Origin of the sequence: Streptomyces sp. NPDC048566 (assembly GCF_043199735.1) — a bacterium.
Lineage (GTDB): Bacteria > Actinomycetota > Actinomycetes > Streptomycetales > Streptomycetaceae > Streptomyces.
This window is the reverse complement of record NZ_JBICWL010000004.1, coordinates 53,770-69,415: the sequence shown is the minus strand read 5'-3', so window position 1 is coordinate 69,415 and position 15,646 is coordinate 53,770. Positions and strand designations below refer to the sequence as shown.

Annotated in this window: 12 protein-coding genes and 3 tRNA genes; 7 read left to right on the top strand and 8 right to left on the bottom strand. The window is 73.5% G+C overall.

What is annotated here, in order from left to right; all coding sequences use genetic code 11:
• The first annotated feature begins 33 nt into the window (after positions 1 to 33).
• From purD to ACGFS9_RS09145, 4 genes are all read left to right on the top strand, one after another.
• Positions 34 to 1,287: a phosphoribosylamine--glycine ligase gene (gene purD / locus ACGFS9_RS09160; protein WP_393251704.1), complete on the top strand. Its 1,254-nt coding sequence runs from the start codon at positions 34 to 36 to the stop codon at positions 1,285 to 1,287.
• A 372-nt stretch (positions 1,288 to 1,659) separates the two neighbouring features.
• Positions 1,660 to 3,795 carry a hypothetical protein gene (locus tag ACGFS9_RS09155; RefSeq protein ID WP_393252074.1) on the top strand — a complete coding sequence of 712 codons (2,136 nt, stop codon included), beginning with the start codon at positions 1,660 to 1,662 and terminating at the stop codon, positions 3,793 to 3,795.
• 353 nt (positions 3,796 to 4,148) lie between these two features.
• Complete coding sequence (locus ACGFS9_RS09150) at positions 4,149 to 5,681, top strand: N,N-dimethylformamidase beta subunit family domain-containing protein (RefSeq protein ID WP_393251703.1); 1,533 nt, start codon at positions 4,149 to 4,151, stop codon at positions 5,679 to 5,681.
• Positions 5,682 to 5,818: 137 nt separating this feature from the next.
• A complete protein-coding gene (locus tag ACGFS9_RS09145) occupies positions 5,819 to 6,718 on the top strand; it encodes a phosphoribosylaminoimidazolesuccinocarboxamide synthase (protein ID WP_393251702.1) in 900 nt (299 codons plus the stop codon).
• A 342-nt stretch (positions 6,719 to 7,060) separates the two neighbouring features.
• Here ACGFS9_RS09145 and ACGFS9_RS09140 read toward each other — a convergent pair.
• The 8 genes from ACGFS9_RS09140 to ACGFS9_RS09105 form a co-directional block, all read right to left on the bottom strand.
• Positions 7,061 to 7,133 (bottom strand) — tRNA-Gly (locus ACGFS9_RS09140).
• Between the two features lie 23 nt (positions 7,134 to 7,156).
• Positions 7,157 to 7,792 (bottom strand): response regulator, encoded by a 636-nt coding sequence (locus ACGFS9_RS09135; protein WP_393251701.1) that lies wholly within the window; start codon positions 7,790 to 7,792, stop codon positions 7,157 to 7,159.
• A gap of 4 nt (positions 7,793 to 7,796) precedes the next feature.
• Positions 7,797 to 9,284, bottom strand: coding sequence for a sensor histidine kinase (locus ACGFS9_RS09130; protein ID WP_393252072.1), 1,488 nt, complete (start codon positions 9,282 to 9,284; stop codon positions 7,797 to 7,799).
• A 20-nt stretch (positions 9,285 to 9,304) separates the two neighbouring features.
• Positions 9,305 to 10,111: an ABC transporter permease gene (locus ACGFS9_RS09125; RefSeq protein ID WP_393251700.1), complete on the bottom strand. Its 807-nt coding sequence runs from the start codon at positions 10,109 to 10,111 to the stop codon at positions 9,305 to 9,307.
• On the bottom strand, positions 10,108 to 11,127 hold the full coding sequence (locus tag ACGFS9_RS09120; RefSeq protein ID WP_393251699.1) for an ABC transporter ATP-binding protein: 1,020 nt from the start codon (positions 11,125 to 11,127) through the stop codon (positions 10,108 to 10,110). The genes ACGFS9_RS09125 and ACGFS9_RS09120 overlap by 4 nt, the downstream gene beginning before the upstream one ends.
• A gap of 253 nt (positions 11,128 to 11,380) precedes the next feature.
• Positions 11,381 to 11,456 (bottom strand) — tRNA-Gly (locus ACGFS9_RS09115).
• Positions 11,457 to 11,535: 79 nt separating this feature from the next.
• Positions 11,536 to 11,607: transfer RNA gene (locus ACGFS9_RS09110), tRNA-Gly, on the bottom strand.
• Between the two features lie 143 nt (positions 11,608 to 11,750).
• Positions 11,751 to 12,068 (bottom strand): Lsr2 family protein, encoded by a 318-nt coding sequence (locus ACGFS9_RS09105; protein WP_393251698.1) that lies wholly within the window; start codon positions 12,066 to 12,068, stop codon positions 11,751 to 11,753.
• 360 nt (positions 12,069 to 12,428) lie between these two features.
• Here ACGFS9_RS09105 and purS point away from each other — a divergent pair, with 360 nt between their 5' ends.
• The 3 genes from purS to purL are packed head-to-tail and all read left to right on the top strand — an operon-like array spanning position 12,429 to position 15,624.
• Positions 12,429 to 12,692, top strand: coding sequence for a phosphoribosylformylglycinamidine synthase subunit PurS (gene purS, locus ACGFS9_RS09100; RefSeq protein WP_393251697.1), 264 nt, complete (start codon positions 12,429 to 12,431; stop codon positions 12,690 to 12,692).
• Entirely contained in the window at positions 12,689 to 13,369 is a 681-nt protein-coding gene (gene purQ / locus ACGFS9_RS09095; RefSeq protein WP_393251696.1) for a phosphoribosylformylglycinamidine synthase subunit PurQ, read from the top strand. The genes purS and purQ overlap by 4 nt, the downstream gene beginning before the upstream one ends.
• Complete coding sequence (gene purL, locus ACGFS9_RS09090; RefSeq protein ID WP_393251695.1) at positions 13,366 to 15,624, top strand: phosphoribosylformylglycinamidine synthase subunit PurL; 2,259 nt, start codon at positions 13,366 to 13,368, stop codon at positions 15,622 to 15,624. Before purQ ends, purL begins: the two co-directional genes overlap by 4 nt.
• Positions 15,625 to 15,646: the final 22 nt, after the last annotated feature.

Here is a 15,646-nt window from a genome sequence, read left to right as displayed (position 1 = left end):
AGGGCAGCCTCGGGCGGCGGCTAGGCTGACCCCGTGAAGGTCCTTGTCATCGGTGGCGGCGCCCGCGAACACGCCCTGTGCCGCTCCCTGTCCCTCGACCCCGGCGTCACCGCCCTCCACTGCGCTCCCGGCAACGCGGGGATCGCGGAGCTGGCGGAGCTGCACGCGGTCGACGCCCTCGACGGCGCCGCCGTGGCCGCACTGGCCGCGGAACTCGGCGCCGGACTGGTGATCGTGGGTCCGGAGGCCCCGCTGGTCGCCGGTGTCGCCGACGCCGTGCGCGCGGCGGGCATCCCCTGCTTCGGCCCGTCCCGGGAGGCCGCGCGGCTGGAGGGCTCCAAGGCCTTCGCCAAGGACGTGATGGCGGGTGCCGGCGTCCCCACGGCGCGCTCCTACGTCTGCACGACCCCCGAGGAGGCCGAGGAGGCGCTCGACGCCTTCGGCGCTCCGTACGTCGTCAAGGACGACGGACTCGCGGCGGGCAAGGGCGTCGTCGTGACCGACGACCTCGACGCGGCCCGCGCGCACGCGGCGGCCTGCGACCGCGTGGTTGTCGAGGAGTTCCTCGACGGGCCCGAGGTGTCCCTCTTCGCGATCACCGACGGCACCACCGTCGTCCCGCTCCAGCCCGCCCAGGACTTCAAGCGGGCGCTGGACGGCGACGAGGGCCCCAATACCGGCGGCATGGGCGCGTACTCTCCGCTGCCCTGGGCGGACCCGAAGCTGGTGGACGAGGTCATGGACACCGTCCTCCAGCCGACCGTCGACGAGCTGCGCCGCCGCGGCACCCCGTTCTCCGGTCTCCTCTACGCGGGCCTGGCGATCACGCGTCGCGGCGTACGCGTCATCGAGTTCAACGCCCGCTTCGGCGACCCCGAGACGCAGGTCGTCCTCGCCCGGCTCAAGACCCCGCTCTCCGGTGTCCTGCTGGCCTCCGCGACCGGCACTCTCGCCGATCTGGAACCGCTGCGCTGGAGCGACGACGCCGCCGTCACCGTGGTCGTGGCCTCGCACAACTATCCGGACACCCCGCGCACGGGAGATCCGATCACCGGCCTGGAGGCGGTGGCCGCCCAGGACGCCCCTCACGCGTACGTCCTGCACGCCGGCACCCGGCACGACGGTGACACGGTGGTCAGCGCCGGCGGGCGGGTGCTCTCGGTCACGGCGACCGGTTCCGGCCTCGCCGAGGCCCGCGAGCGCGCCTACGCGGCGGTCGCCCGCATCGGTCTCGACGGCTCGCAGCACCGCACGGACATCGCGGCGAAGGCGGCGGCCGAGGCATAGCCCCCGGCCCCGTACGGCGAGAGCGGGCCCCGGACCCCAGGCGGTGGAGTCCGGGGCTCCGTCGTGTCCGGATCCCGCCCCCTCCACCTGGCTGTTTCCGCACGGAAACCGGGGGCCTGATCATCGCCGACTGTCATCCACCTCTCCCCAGAGCCATTCCATCGGGTGACCGATGGCCTATCCGGCTGACTGGGGCCGGGCCCCCAACTAGGGTGCGGCGAAAGCATTCCGGCACTTGGCCCACCGGCATTGCGATGTCGGCGGCGAGTGCCACAGTGGGGGAGTGACCAACGCCAGGACAGCCGTCGGCACCGGCCGCGTGAAGGCCGGGGACCGGCGGACAGTAGGGGGTGACGTCCGGTCGTGACCGGTATGGGTGTGGAGGTGGGCGCGCAGGCCGCGCGCTCCCGGGCTCTCGCCGTGCTGCGCATCCGCAGCCGGGCGGTGGCCGTCGCCCTGCTGCCCGCGGCCCTCGCCGTCGTGCTGCTCGTCGGTGGCGCCACCGGCCACATCGCCGGCGGGCCGTGGGGGACCGTCCGCCGGGTCGTGACGGTCGTCGCCGCCGTCGTGCTGCTCGCCGCGGCGGGTGTGGCGCTGGTGATCACCCGGGCGCGGCCCGCGATGAGCCCGACGGTCCCGGTGTCCGAGGCGTCGGCCCCCGATCTGTACCGCATGGTCCGCGACCTGGCCGACCGCCTCGACGTCCCCGCACCGTCCGCGATAGCCCTGACGCCCGACTGCGACAGCTGGCTGGAGGACCGCACCCACCGGGCGCACCGCCGCTTCGCACCGGGCGCCGCTCGGACGGACGGCCCGGAATCCGGGGGAACCGCCGGTCCGGGCACCGGCCGATCCGGGGCGGCGGACGGCGGGCGGCGCGCACCGGCCGCTCCCGTCCTCGTCATCGGCTCTCCGTTCCTGTGGTGGATGCGCGTCGGCGAACTGCGCGCGGTCCTCGCCCCGGTCGTCGCCGGTACGGGCCCCTCGGCCCACCCGGACATAGCCGCGGCCCGCCGCTTCGTCCGCGGGCTGGACGCGGCCGTGGCCGTGACCTCCGCGTCGGGCCGGGGCCCGCTGGCCCGTGCGGTCCCGGCCGCGGTGGGCTGGGTGACGCGCCTGCTGCTGCGCGGCTGCCGGGTCCACGCCGCCGAGATGGAGCGGGGTGTCGCCGCCGCGGCGGCCGAACGGGCACAGGCGGTGGACTACGGCGTGCGGATCGTCGCGCAGGAACAGGTCGGCCTCGCCTACGCGGGCTGGGACCGCCTGCTGACCCGGGTCGCGCTGCCCGCCTGGCGGATGGGGCGCTGGCCCTCCCGCCTGGACGTGGGCGTGGTCGCCGCGCTGACCGAGCTGTCCCGCCGCGACCGGCTGGCCGAGGGGTTCACCTCCCGGCTCGGGGAGCGGCCCGCGTGCGACCTGCTGGAGGAGCCCGGCGCGGTCGACGAGGCCACCTCGCTGCTCGCCGCCCGGCTTTTCCACGGCGGTCCTGCCGAGGTCGGCCCGGACTGGGCGCCCGTGGACTGGCAGGACTATCCGGACGAGGTCGTCGACCGCACCTGGCGTACCGACGCGGCGCGGCTGCACCGGGTGCTGGACGCGCTCGGAGTCCGGCACCCCGCCGGTCCCGGCCTGCCCGAGGCGGGCGGCCCGACGCTGGCGCGAGTGCTGGACCACCTGACCACGTCGCCACCACCGCAGGAGCGGCCGACACCGGAGCCCGCGCCGGAGACCGCCGCCGGGTCGCCCCGGCCGGAGGAGCACGACGCGATCACCACCGCCGGCGGCATCACACCCGGCGCCACCGGCGGCACCGCCCCGGATGCCGACGACACGGTCGCCATCGCCGACACGGCCGGCGGAAGCGCCCCGGACCTCGGGGGCACCGCCGCCCCCGACACGGTTCCGGACACCGGCGACGGAAACGCCCCGGACGCCGGGGGCACCGCCGCTCCCGACACCGCTCCGGACACCGGCGACGGCGCCGTCACCGCTGTCGGTCGCGAGGAAGCGGGCGGGTTCGGCGCCGACGGGGACGGCCTCGCGCCGACCGCGGCCGTCCCGGAGAGCGAGACCGAGGACGACGACCCGGATCTCGCCGTCGGGAACGAACGGACGGCGGCTCTCGCGGCCGGGCTCACCGCCGAGGTGGCCCGCGAGGAGGCCGCGGCTCCGGCGCCGACCGGCGGAGCGGCGGAGCAGCAGGGGCCCGACCACGTCCTCTGGGACGACGGGACCCTGCCCCTGTTCCCGCTCCAGCCGCCCCGCAGCGGCCGTGATCTGCTCGCCGATCACGTCACCGCGATGGTCTGCTGTGCCGCGATGGACACCGCGGGGGCGACCCCGGGGCTCGACTGGCTGGACGGTCCGTCCCTGCTCGTCGCCGGCGAGCGGGCCGCCGATCTCGGGCCCCGCGTCCTCACTCTCGTGGAGACCGGCGACCCCGGCCCGCTGCGGGAGTGGCTCCGCCGGCTCGGCGTCCGCCCGGAGAAGCCGGTCAGGCTGGTCTGACCCGGGCCGGCCGACCCGAGCGGCTGCGAGCTGCCCCGGTTGGGCCGGCGTCGGGCGGACCGTGTCGGGCGGGACCGGGCGGCGGGGGGTGGGCGGCCTGCGGCACGTGCTTCGGCAAGGCCCGCCCGCGACGGCCCGTACATCCGGTTCGTCCGGTCCTGCGCGGTGCTTCGCCGGTCGTTCGGCCGCACACTGTTCGCAGCCGCCGGTGACCGGGTCGGAGCGGTCCGTTCCCCTCACGCCAATTCGCGACGAACGGTGACGGGGTGCGTGCGTAATGTGATGTGCTGGGACCGATCGCGCGCGAGCGCGCGGGCTTGCCGCACGACGGGGGCACGAGGGAGGGGACCGGCATGGGGTCGGAGCAGATCCGCCGCTGGGAGTCGGGCGCACTCGCACACGCCGTCACGGACCCCTTCGGCCAGGGCCCGGTCCCCTGGCTCCGCGGCAGCGAGACGTACTTCGACGACACCGGCCATGTCGTTCCCTGGTACCTGGACACCGACACCGCCCCCGCCCCGCTTCCCGGCACCGCCGGGTCGCGCATCCCGGCGCCGCGCGCCACCTCGGGGAACCGGGCGACGCGCTCCGGTCCCGGCGGCCCGCGTTCGGCGGACGACGTGCACCGGCAGATCAAGGGGTTCACCAGCACCGGTGCCGCCGCCCCGGGCGAGTCCATCGACTTCCACGTCACCGTCGACCCACCACAGGAATTCGCCGTCGACATCTACCGCATCGGGCACTACGGAGGCGACGGCGCCAGCAAGATCACCACGAGCCCGCGGCTGTCCGGCATCGTGCAGCCCGCCCCGCTCGCCGCCGACCGCACGGTCTCCTGCCACCACTGGTGGCTGTCCTGGCGCCTGCAGATCCCCTCCTACTGGAGCGTGGGCGCGTACGTCGCCGTCCTCACCACGGCCGACGGCTACCGCTCCCACGTCCCCTTCACCGTCCGCGACGACCGCACGGCCGACCTGCTCCTGCTGCTCCCGGACATCACGTGGCAGGCGTACAACCTGTACCCCGAGGACGGCCGCACCGGGGCGAGCCTCTACCACGCCTGGGACGCGAACGGCCGGCTGCTCGGCGAGGCCGACGCGGCGACGACGGTCTCCTTCGACCGCCCCTACGCCGGCGCGGGCCTGCCCCTCCACGTCGGCCACGCCTACGACTTCATCCGCTGGGCCGAGCGCTACGGCTACGACCTCGCCTACGCGGACGCCCGCGACCTGCACGCCGGCCGTGTCGACCCGACCCGCTACCGGGGCCTGGTCTTCCCGGGCCACGACGAGTACTGGTCGCAGCAGATGCGCCGCACCGCGGAGCGCGCCCGCGAGCACGGCACCTCGCTGGTGTTCCTCTCCGCCAACACCATGTACTGGCAGGTCGAGTTGGGGCCGTCCCCGTCGGGTGTCCCGGACCGGCTGCTGACCTGCCGCAAGCGTCGCGGTCCGGGCAGGCCCGCCTTGTGGCGCGAGATCGACCGCCCGGAACAGCAGCTCATCGGCATCCAGTACGCGGGCCGGGTCCCCGAACCGCGGCCCCTCGTCGTGCGCAACGCCGACCACTGGCTGTGGGAGGCCACCGGCGCGCACGAGGGCGACGAGGTGGACGGCATGGTCGCCGGTGAGGCGGACCGTTACTTCCCGCGCACCCCCCTGCCCGAGCACCAGGCCCGCATCCTGCTCGCCCACTCCCCGTATCCGGACGGTGAGGGTGTCTCCCGGCACCAGGAGACCTCGCTCTACCGGGCTCCGTCCGGCGCGCTCGTCTTCGCGTCCGGGACGTTCGCGTGGTCGCCGGCGCTCGACCGGCCCGGGCACGTGGACGCCCGCATCCAGCGGGCGACCGCCAACCTCCTCGACCGCATCTGCAAACACGACTGAGGCCGGCCCGCCCGTCCACGCCGCCGGACCCGCGGTCCGAGGGCGTCGGCATCCCGGTCGCGGCGCGCCCCCGGTCCGCCGCCGCCCGTCCCATACGGGAGAATCGAGCCACTTGGACAGAACCACGGGGAGGAACCGTGTCCGGATTCGTCGAAAAGCCCGAGCCGCAGCAGGTGCCGGGTCTGGTGCATCTGCACACCGGCAAGGTGCGCGACCTGTACCGGAACGAGGCGGGCGACCTCGTGATGGTGGCCAGCGACCGCATCTCCGCCTACGACTGGGTTCTCCCCACCGAGATCCCCGACAAGGGCCGTACGCTCACCCAGCTCTCGCTGTGGTGGTTCGACCAGCTCGCCGAGCTGGCGCCGAACCACGTGCTGAGCACCGAGCTCCCGCCCGGTGCCCCCGCCGACTGGGCGGGCCGCACCCTGATCTGCAAGTCCCTGCGCATGGCGCCGGTGGAGTGCGTGGCCCGCGGCTACCTGACCGGCTCGGGCCTCGTGGAGTACAACGCCTCCCGCACCGTCTGCGGTCTCGCCCTCCCCGAGGGCCTCGTCGACGGTTCGGAACTGCCCTCGCCGATCTTCACCCCCGCCACCAAGGCCGCCGTGGGCGAGCACGACGAGAACGTGTCCTACGAGGAGGTGGCCCGTCAGGTCGGCGCCGACAGCGCGGCCGAGCTGCGGCAGGCGACCCTCGCCGTCTACGGCCGGGCCCGTGACATCGCCCGCGAGCGGGGGATCATCCTCGCGGACACGAAGTTCGAGTTCGGGTACGACGGCGACACGCTCGTGCTCGCCGACGAGGTGCTGACGCCGGACTCGTCCCGCTTCTGGCCGGCCGACGCCTGGGAACCGGGCCGCGCCCAGCCGTCCTTCGACAAGCAGTACGTGCGCGACTGGCTCACCTCCGCGGAGTCCGGCTGGGACCGCAAGAGCGAGCAGCCGCCGCCGGCCCTGCCCGAGCACGTCGTGGCCGCCACCCGGGCGAAGTACGTCGAGGCGTTCGAGCGCCTCACCGGCACCAGCTGGACCTGATGCCGGCGCCAGCCGGACCTGGTGCGGGGCGGCCGTTTCGTCGTCCTGGTCCCGGCCCTGTCCGGAGGCCCGCCGTCCGCCGCCGTCCGGCCCGTCGCCCGCGGGCGTGCCCGTCCCTCGCGGGCACGCCCGCGGTGGACGGACGCGGAGGGCCGGAGCGCGTCGCCGTGCGCCCGTTCCCCCGGGCGCCGGCCCGTCCGCCGGTGAATCCCCGTCCACTCGCCCGGATCGCCGGCGCGTCCAGGCGGTGCCCCGATCGCCGGGTGCGTGCGTTGGGGGCCGGTCCTCCGGTGGCGCGCACGACGAAGCCCCCCGACCGAGGTCGGGGGGCTTCTTCTCCGGAGCGGACGACGAGGCTCGAACTCGCGACCTCAACCTTGGCAAGGTTGCGCTCTACCAACTGAGCTACGTCCGCACTGCGCCGTGGCGCGACAGCCACTATACCCAACCTCGCCGATGCGCGAGACGCACCGCCGCATGGCGGTTCTCGGCGCCGAGTTTGGACGCGGCGGACGACAGATAGTTCCGCACCGTCCCCTGGGACAGCGCGGCGCGTTCCGCGATCTCCGCCACGGACGCCCCGTCGGCGGCGAATTCGAGCACCTCGGCCTCGCGCGCGGTGAGCGGCGAGTCCCCGGCCGAGATGGCGTCGGCCGCCAACTCGGGGTCCACGTAACGGCTTCCCGCGTGCACCGTGCGGATGATCTCCGCGAGCCGCTGGGCGCTGACCGTCTTCGGGACGAACCCGCGCACCCCCGCCGCGAGCGCCCGCTTCAGATGTCCCGGTCTGCCGTGACTCGTGACGATCAGTACCTGACAGTCCGGCAGTTCGGTGCGCAGGGATGTGGCCACCCTCACACCGTCGGCCCCCGGCATCTGAAGATCCAGGACGGCGACGTCGGGCGCGTGGGCCCGAGCCATCGCCAGCGCCTCGGGTCCGCTCGCCGCCTCCGCGACCACCACCAGGTCGTCCTCCAGCCCGAGCAGCGCGGCGAGCGCGCCGCGGATCAGGTGCTCGTCGTCGGCGAGCAGCAGCCGTACGGGTGTCGGCGCGTTCTCCGGAACCGGCGTCACGACCTCACCGTTCCCGCCCCGTGCGGCCCGGCCGGGGCCCCCCGTCCCCGCCGTCCCCGAACGCGCCGCCCCTCGCACCGCCGTCGCCGTCCACGGCCCCGCCCCTCTCGTCGTCGTCCGGTTCGTCCCTGTGGGCGTCCGCGCGCACGGCGGCGGGGGCGCAGTCCCGGCCACCGGGTTCCGTGCCGCCGGCCGCCCCGGTGTCCGCCGCGGGCCGGTCCGTCGGCCGGCCGGCCGGGGCCGGCCCCTCGTGCGGGTCCGGGGGCAGGGGGACCTCCGCGGTCAGCAGGAAGCGTCCCCCGCTCGCCCCGGTCCGCAGGACACCGTCCACCTCCGCCAGCCGCTCCCGCAGCCCCACGAGTCCCGATCCGCCGGCCGGCCGCGCGGCCCGGTCCGGTGGCGTACGCGCGGGCTCCACGGCCGGCGCGCCGTCGTTCTCGACCGTCAGCGTCACCCGCCGCGCCGCCACCCGCAGGGAGACGGCGCAGTACCGGGCGTCCCCGTGCCGCAGGACGTTCGTCGTCGCCTCCCGTACGACCCAGCCGAGCGCCGACTGGACCGGGGCGGGCAGCACCGTGGCCGCGCCGGTGACGGTGCAGTCGATGCCGGCCGCCGTCAGCACCCCCTGGGCCCCGGCCAGTTCGGCCTTCAGGTCCGCCTCCCGGTACCCCCGGACCACGGCCCGCACCTCGCGCTGGGACTCCCGGGCGATCCGCTGCACCTCGGTCATCTGGTCCACGGCCTGCGGCAGTCCGCGCCGGGCGAGCTGCACCGCCAGTTCGCTCTTGAGGGCGATCACCGCGAGGTTGCGGCCCATCACGTCGTGGAGGTCGCGGCCGAAGCGCAGCCGTTCCTCAGCCACGGCCAGCCGGGCCCGGGTCTCGCGGGCCGCGTCGAGTTCGTAGACGGCGTTCAGCAGCCACACCGAGAAGGCCGCCGTGAAGGTGAAGAACCCGGCGGTGAGCAGGACCGCGACGGCGGTGATCAGGGCGGCGGGACCGGGGAAGCCGAGCGGGAAGGAGACCAGCCCGGCGCCCAGGGCGGCGCCCACCACGGCGGAGACCATCCGGCGCCGGTCGCGGGTGCCGAGCGCCAGCGTGCCCGTGCCGCAGCCGGTGACCCCGACGAAGAGGGTGAAGGCCACCCGTACCTCGTCGGCGGTCGCCGGGCGCCAGTCGGTGCCGGACAGCACGAGCGAGGTGACCGCCACCGCGGCGGTGCCGGCGGCGACGGCGAACAGCATCCGCCGGGGCTGCTCCCGGGTGCCGCGGGTCCAGTCCAGCGACCGGGACGCGGTCACCGCGCAGAGCACGGCGTGCCCGCAGATCAGCAGGAAGAGCGTCCAGGACAGGCCGCGCGGGATGTTGCCGAAGGCGGGCAGACCGAAGGTGACGATCTCGATCGCGGCGAAGAAGTGGAACGACCAGCGGGTGTACGTCTCGACCTTGGCCGGGGTGCTCTTGCCGCGCCACCAGCCGGTCGGCTCGTCCATGCCCGCTCCCAGGTCCGTGGTCATCGGCGTGGCTCCCAGCGGAACCACCGCCGTACAGCAAACACCGCGAGCGCCGACCAGGCCACCGCCGTGACGAGCGCCCCCAGCGTCGCGTGGGCGGAGAGGTGCCCGCTCCAGCCGCCGCGGATCAGCGTGATCACCGGGGTGAGGGGGAGCAGCTCGCAGAACGAGGCGACGCGGTCGGGCAGCATCTCCATCGGGACGAACGTGCCGGAGCCCGCCAGCGACACGAGCGTCAGGGGCATCGCCGCGACCTGGGCGCCTTCGACGCTGCGGCTGAAGCTCGCGGTCACGGCGGCGAGCACCGGCCAGGTGCCCCAGCCCAGCAGCAGGCCCAGCAGGACGAGGAGCGGCGACCGGGGTGCCCCGACACCGAGGGTCGCGGCGCAGGCGGCGACCAGGACGAGGCACTGGGCCAGGCCGACGGCCATCGAGGGCAGGGCGGCGCCGAGGAGGATCTCCGCGTCGCGTGCCTCCCCGGTGCGCAGCCGCTTGAGGACGAGTTCCTCCCGGCGGGCCGCGTACACGCTCACCAGCGAGCCGTAGACCGCGAAGAGCAGGGAGAAGCCGATCGAGGCGGGGAGGAGGACCGATCCGACGGTGAGCCCGGTGTCCGCGAGGTCCATCTGCCCGATGGTCGAGCGGAGGGAGAAGGGCATCACCAGCGGGACGAACAGCGCCGCCGCGAGGGTCGCCTTGCTGCGGCCCAGCAGGATCAGCTCGGCGCGGGCCAGCGCCGTCATCCGCCCCGCCGCCGTGGTCCGGGCCGGGCGGTCCGGCTCCGTGACGTGTGCGATGCCGCTCATGCCGCCGTCTCCTTCGTCCGCTTCATCCGCTTCCGCCGGGTGGTGGCCGGCGCCGGTTCGCGTCGGTGGCCGTCCCCGTCCGGGACGTCGCGCGCGATGCGCAGGAACGCCTCCTCCAGCGAGGCCGCCCGCACGTCGAGCCCGCGCAGCTCGACGCCCGCCCGCTGCGCCCAGACCAGCAGGGCGGTCGCCGTCCGCTGGAGCTCGTCCGTCCGGAGCCTGGTCACCCGCCCGACCGTCTCGTGGCCGCTCACGCCCAGCTCGGCCAGCGGGGGCAGGTCGCCCGGGAAGTAGCCCTCGGGCAGCTCGAAGGAGATGTGCGAGGGCTGGGCGGCGGTGACGTCGGCCGGAGTGCCGATGGCCGCGACGCGTCCCTCGTGCAGGATCGCGAGACGGTCGGCGAGGCCCTCGGCCTCCTCCAGGTAGTGGGTGGTCAGCAGGACCGTGGTCCCGGCCCGGCGCAGTTCGCGGACCAACTCCCAGGTCGCGCGGCGCCCTTCGACGTCCAGCCCGGTCGTGGGTTCGTCGAGGAAGAGCACCTCGGGGCGTCCCAGGAGCGCGAGGGCGAGGTCCAGGCGCCGCTTCTCGCCCCCGGACAGCTGCTTGACCCGCACCCCGCTCCGCCGGTCGAGGCCGACGAGGTCCAGCGCCTCCGCGACGGACCGGGCCCCGCTGGTGCAGCCCGCGCCCATGCGCACGGTCTCCGCGACCGTCAGTTCCGAGGGGAAGCCGCCCTCCTGGAGCATCACGCCGATCCGGGGCCGCACCGCCGCCCGTTCCCGGTGGGGGTCGTGCCCGAGGACGCGCACCCGCCCGCCGGCCGGGGGCGCGAGGCCCTCGACCAGTTCGACGGTGGACGTCTTGCCCGCGCCGTTCGTCCCGAGGAGGGCGAAGAGTTCGCCGCGGGCGACCGAGAACGTGACGTCGCGCACCGCGGTGAACGCCCCGCCCTCGCCCGCGTACACCCGTCGCAGGTCGGTGACCTCGATCACGTGGTCGTGCCCGTTCGTTTCCATGGGTTCAGCCTCCGGGCGGGCCGGGCGCCGGGGCAGTGCGCCGTGTCATCGCTCCGCATGACAAATGTCAGTGGGGCGGGACGCGGGGGACGGCGCCCGGACGGCAGCGGAAGGCGGGAGGGGAGGGGCCGTTCACGGGGCCGGGCCGGCGGCTGCGGTCCGCGAGTGCCGTCGGCCGCGCTTCCGTTCCGCCGCTCGGCAGGGTGCGGAGCACGAGAAAGACCCCGGTCGACCGACCGGGGCCTTCACTTTCTGGAGCGGACGACGAGGCTCGAACTCGCGACCTCAACCTTGGCAAGGTTGCGCTCTACCAACTGAGCTACGTCCGCATTGCCTCCGACCGGCTTCCACCGATCGGCGCGAGCACCACCCTACCTGATCGACAAGAGCGATCGGTAAGAGATGCAGAGCGGGTGACAGGAATTGCACACTGCGCCTTCCCCCTGGAAGGGGGATGTTCTACTACTGAACTACACCCGCAAGACTCCGTGGGTTTCGGCCTTTCGGCCTGGCCCCTCGGCGTGCTCCAGACTCTAGCTGATCAGCGGGGGGTCAGCGCAAGTCGGTTGCCCCGGGGGTCCGGTGGCGGGGCCGCCGGGGTCGCCCGCCGGGCCCGCCGGGCGTCAGTGCGAGGCGGCGAACGCCTCGTAGACCTTCTTGGGGATGCGGCCGCGCGGCGGGATGTCCATCCGGTGGGAGCGGGCCCAGGCGCGGACGGCGGCGGGGTCGGGGTTCAGCGCGGTGTGTGTGTAGGTCTTCCCGGATCTCGCCCGCTTGCGGCCGGCCTCGACGAACGGCGCGAGGGCCGTGCGCAGTTTCTTGGCATTGGCTGGATTGAGGTCGATCTCGTACGACGTGCCGTCGAGTCCGAAGGCGATCGTCTCCGCCGCTTCCGAGCCGTCGATGTCGTCAAAGAGAGTGACCACGACACGCTGCGCCACGAATATCGGTCCCTTCGTGCGACAGCTCTGCGATCAACGGTCATGACGTGCGCGGACGTCACGGAGTTGTCGGGGAGATGTCGACTGTCCGGCTGTTATTGGGCAAAGTATCGGCTAATGCCAATTCCTTTGTACAGTGCCCGGCATTGCATTGTGAAGCCCGACTAAATCCTCCCGCGTGTCCGGCGGCAATGCCATCCTGCCGCTCTTCCGCTGTTTTCCCAGGATTTTCCGCGGGGGACCCCTCGCCGATGCGGGATCGTGATGGGGGTCACGTAGGATTCTACGAATCTACGCGAGTAGAAATTTCGTACGGGTAGTCTGAAGGAACCTGCTCAGCACCACACACCGGGAGTGCCAGTGGCACGCGTCGTAGTCGACGTCATGCTCAAGCCGGAGATCCTCGACCCCCAGGGCCAGGCGGTGCAGCGTGCACTGCCGCGCCTCGGTTTCGAAGGTGTCTCCGACGTCCGTCAGGGAAAGCGATTCGAACTGGAAGTGGACGGACCGGTGGACGACGCCGCGCTCGCCCGCATCCACGAACTCGCGGAATCCTTCCTCGCCAACACCGTGATCGAGGACTTCAGCGTCAAGGTCGAGGAAGTCGCGGAGGCCGGAAAGTGACCGCTCGTATTGGAGTCGTCACCTTTCCGGGCAGCCTCGACGACCGCGACACGCAGCGGGCGATCCGGCTCGCGGGTGCCGAACCCGTCGCGCTGTGGCACAAGGACAAGAACCTGTCGCAGGTCGACGCCGTCGTGCTCCCGGGTGGTTTCTCCTACGGCGACTATCTGCGGGCGGGCGCCATCTCGCGCTTCTCGCCGGTGATGGAGACCGTCATCGCGCAGGCGAAGTCCGGAATGCCCGTTCTCGGTATCTGCAACGGCTTCCAGGTCCTCACCGAGGCGCATCTCCTGCCCGGCGCGATGCTCGGCAACAACCACCTCCACTTCATCTGCCGCGACCAGAAGCTGCGGGTGGAGAACGCGGACACCGCCTGGACCGCCGACTACGCGGCCGGCCAGGAGATCCACGTCCCGCTCAAGAACATGGACGGGCGCTACGTCGCCGACTCCCGCACGCTCGACATGCTGGAGGCCGAGGGCCGCGTCGCCTTCCGCTACCTGGACGTCAACCCGAACGGCTCGCTGCGCGACATCGCCGGCATCACGAACGAGGCGGGCAACGTCGTCGGTCTGATGCCGCACCCGGAGCACGCCGTCGAGCCGCTCGTCGGCTCCGGCCGCACCGACGGCCTTCCCTTCTTCACCTCGATCCTCAAGAAGCTGGTCACCGCATGAGCCGCACGCCTCTGGACACGGTCGAGAACGCGGCCGCGACCCCCGACGTCGAGCTGCCCTGGGCCGAACTGGGCCTGAAGAAGGACGAGTACGAGCGGGTCGTCGAGATCCTCGGCCGCCGGCCCACCGGTGCCGAACTGGCCATGTACTCGGTCATGTGGTCCGAGCACTGCTCCTACAAGTCCTCCAAGGTCCACCTCCGCCAGTTCGGCGAGAAGGCCCCGCAGTCCGACGCCCTCCTCGTCGGCATCGGCGAGAACGCCGGCGTCGTGGACGTGGGCCAGGGCTACGCGGTCACCTTCAAGGTCGAGTCGCACAACCACCCGTCGTACGTCGAGCCCTACCAGGGCGCGGCCACCGGTGTCGGCGGCATCGTGCGCGACATCATCGCGATGGGCGCCCGCCCGGTCGCGGTGGTCGACCCGCTGCGCTTCGGCGCCGCCGACCACCCCGACACCAAGCGCGTCCTGCCCGGCGTCGTCGCCGGCATCGGCGGCTACGGCAACTGCCTTGGCCTGCCCAACATCGGCGGCGAGGTCGTCTTCGACGCCTGCTACCAGGGCAACCCGCTGGTCAACGCCGGTGCCATCGGCGTCATGCGGCACGAGGACATCCACCTCGCCAAGGCGTCCGGCGCGGGCAACAAGGTCATCCTGTACGGCGCCCGCACGGGCGGCGACGGCATCGGCGGCGCGTCGATCCTCGCCTCGGAGACCTTCGACGACGCCAAGCCCTCGAAGCGCCCCGCCGTCCAGGTCGGCGACCCCTTCCAGGAGAAGCTGCTCATCGAGTGCACCCTGGAGGCCTTCGCCGAGAAGCTCGTCGTCGGCATCCAGGACCTCGGCGCGGCCGGACTCTCCTGTGCCACCAGCGAGTTGGCGTCCAACGGCTCCGGCGGCATGCGCGTGACGCTGGACGACGTCCCGCTGCGCGACTCCACGCTCTCGCCCGAGGAGATCCTCATGAGCGAGTCGCAGGAGCGCATGTGCGCGGTCGTCGAGCCGGAGAAGGTCGACCGGTTCCTGGAGATCTGCGACAAGTGGGACGTCATCGCCACCGTCATCGGTGAGGTCACCGACGGCGACCGGCTGGAGATCTTCTGGCACGGCGGCAAGATCGTCGACGTCGACCCGCGCACGGTCGCGCACGACGGCCCGGTCTACGAGCGCCCCTACGCCCGCCCGGCCTGGCAGGACGCGTTGCAGGCCGACGACGCCGGCAAGCTGCCCCGCCCGGCCACGGGCGCCGAGCTGAAGGACCAGGTCCTGCGGCTCGTCTCCTCCCCGAACCAGGCGTCCAAGTCCTGGATCACCTCCCAGTACGACCACTTCGTGCAGGGCAACACGGTGCTGGCCCAGCCCGAGGACTCGGGCATGATCCGCATCGACGAGGAGTCCGGGCTGGGTGTCGCCATCGCCACCGACGGCAACGGCCGGTACGCCAAGCTCGACCCGTACACCGGTGCGCAGCTGGCCCTCGCCGAGGCCTACCGGAACGTGGCGACCACCGGTGCCACACCGCTCGCCGTGTCCGACTGCCTGAACTTCGGCTCGCCGGAGGACCCGGCGGTGATGTGGCAGTTCGCCGAGGCGATCCGCGGACTGGCCGACGGCTGCCTCCAGTTGGGCACCCCCGTGACCGGCGGCAACGTCTCGCTGTACAACCAGACCGGCGAGGCCGCCATCCACCCCACGCCCGTCGTGGCCGTGCTGGGCGTCATCGACGACGTCGCCCGCCGTACGCCGGTCGCCTTCCGGGAGGAGGGCCAGCTCCTCTACCTGCTCGGCGACACCCGCGAGGAGTTCGGCGGTTCGGCCTGGTCGCAGGTCGTCCACGACCACCTGGGCGGTCTGCCGCCGAAGGTCGACCTGGAGCGCGAGCGGCTGCTCGCCGAGATCCTCGTCGCCGCCTCGCGCGACGGGATGATCGACGCGGCCCACGACCTGTCCGACGGCGGTCTGGTCCAGGCCGTGGTCGAGTCGGCGCTGCTCGGCGGCAAGGGGGCGCGACTGGTCGTGCCCGACGGGCTCGACGCGTTCACCTTCCTCTTCTCGGAGTCGGCGGGCCGCGCGGTCGTCGCCGTCCCGCGCTCGGAGGAGCTGCGCTTCACCGACATGTGCGGCGCGCGGGGCCTGCCCGTGACCCGCATCGGCGTCGTCGACGGTGACGCGGTCGACGTCCAGGGCGAGTTCGCGCTCTCCCTGGAGGAGCTGCGCACGGCGCACGAGGGGACGATCCCGGCGCTGCTGGCGTGATCCGGTGATCCGGTGACCCCGG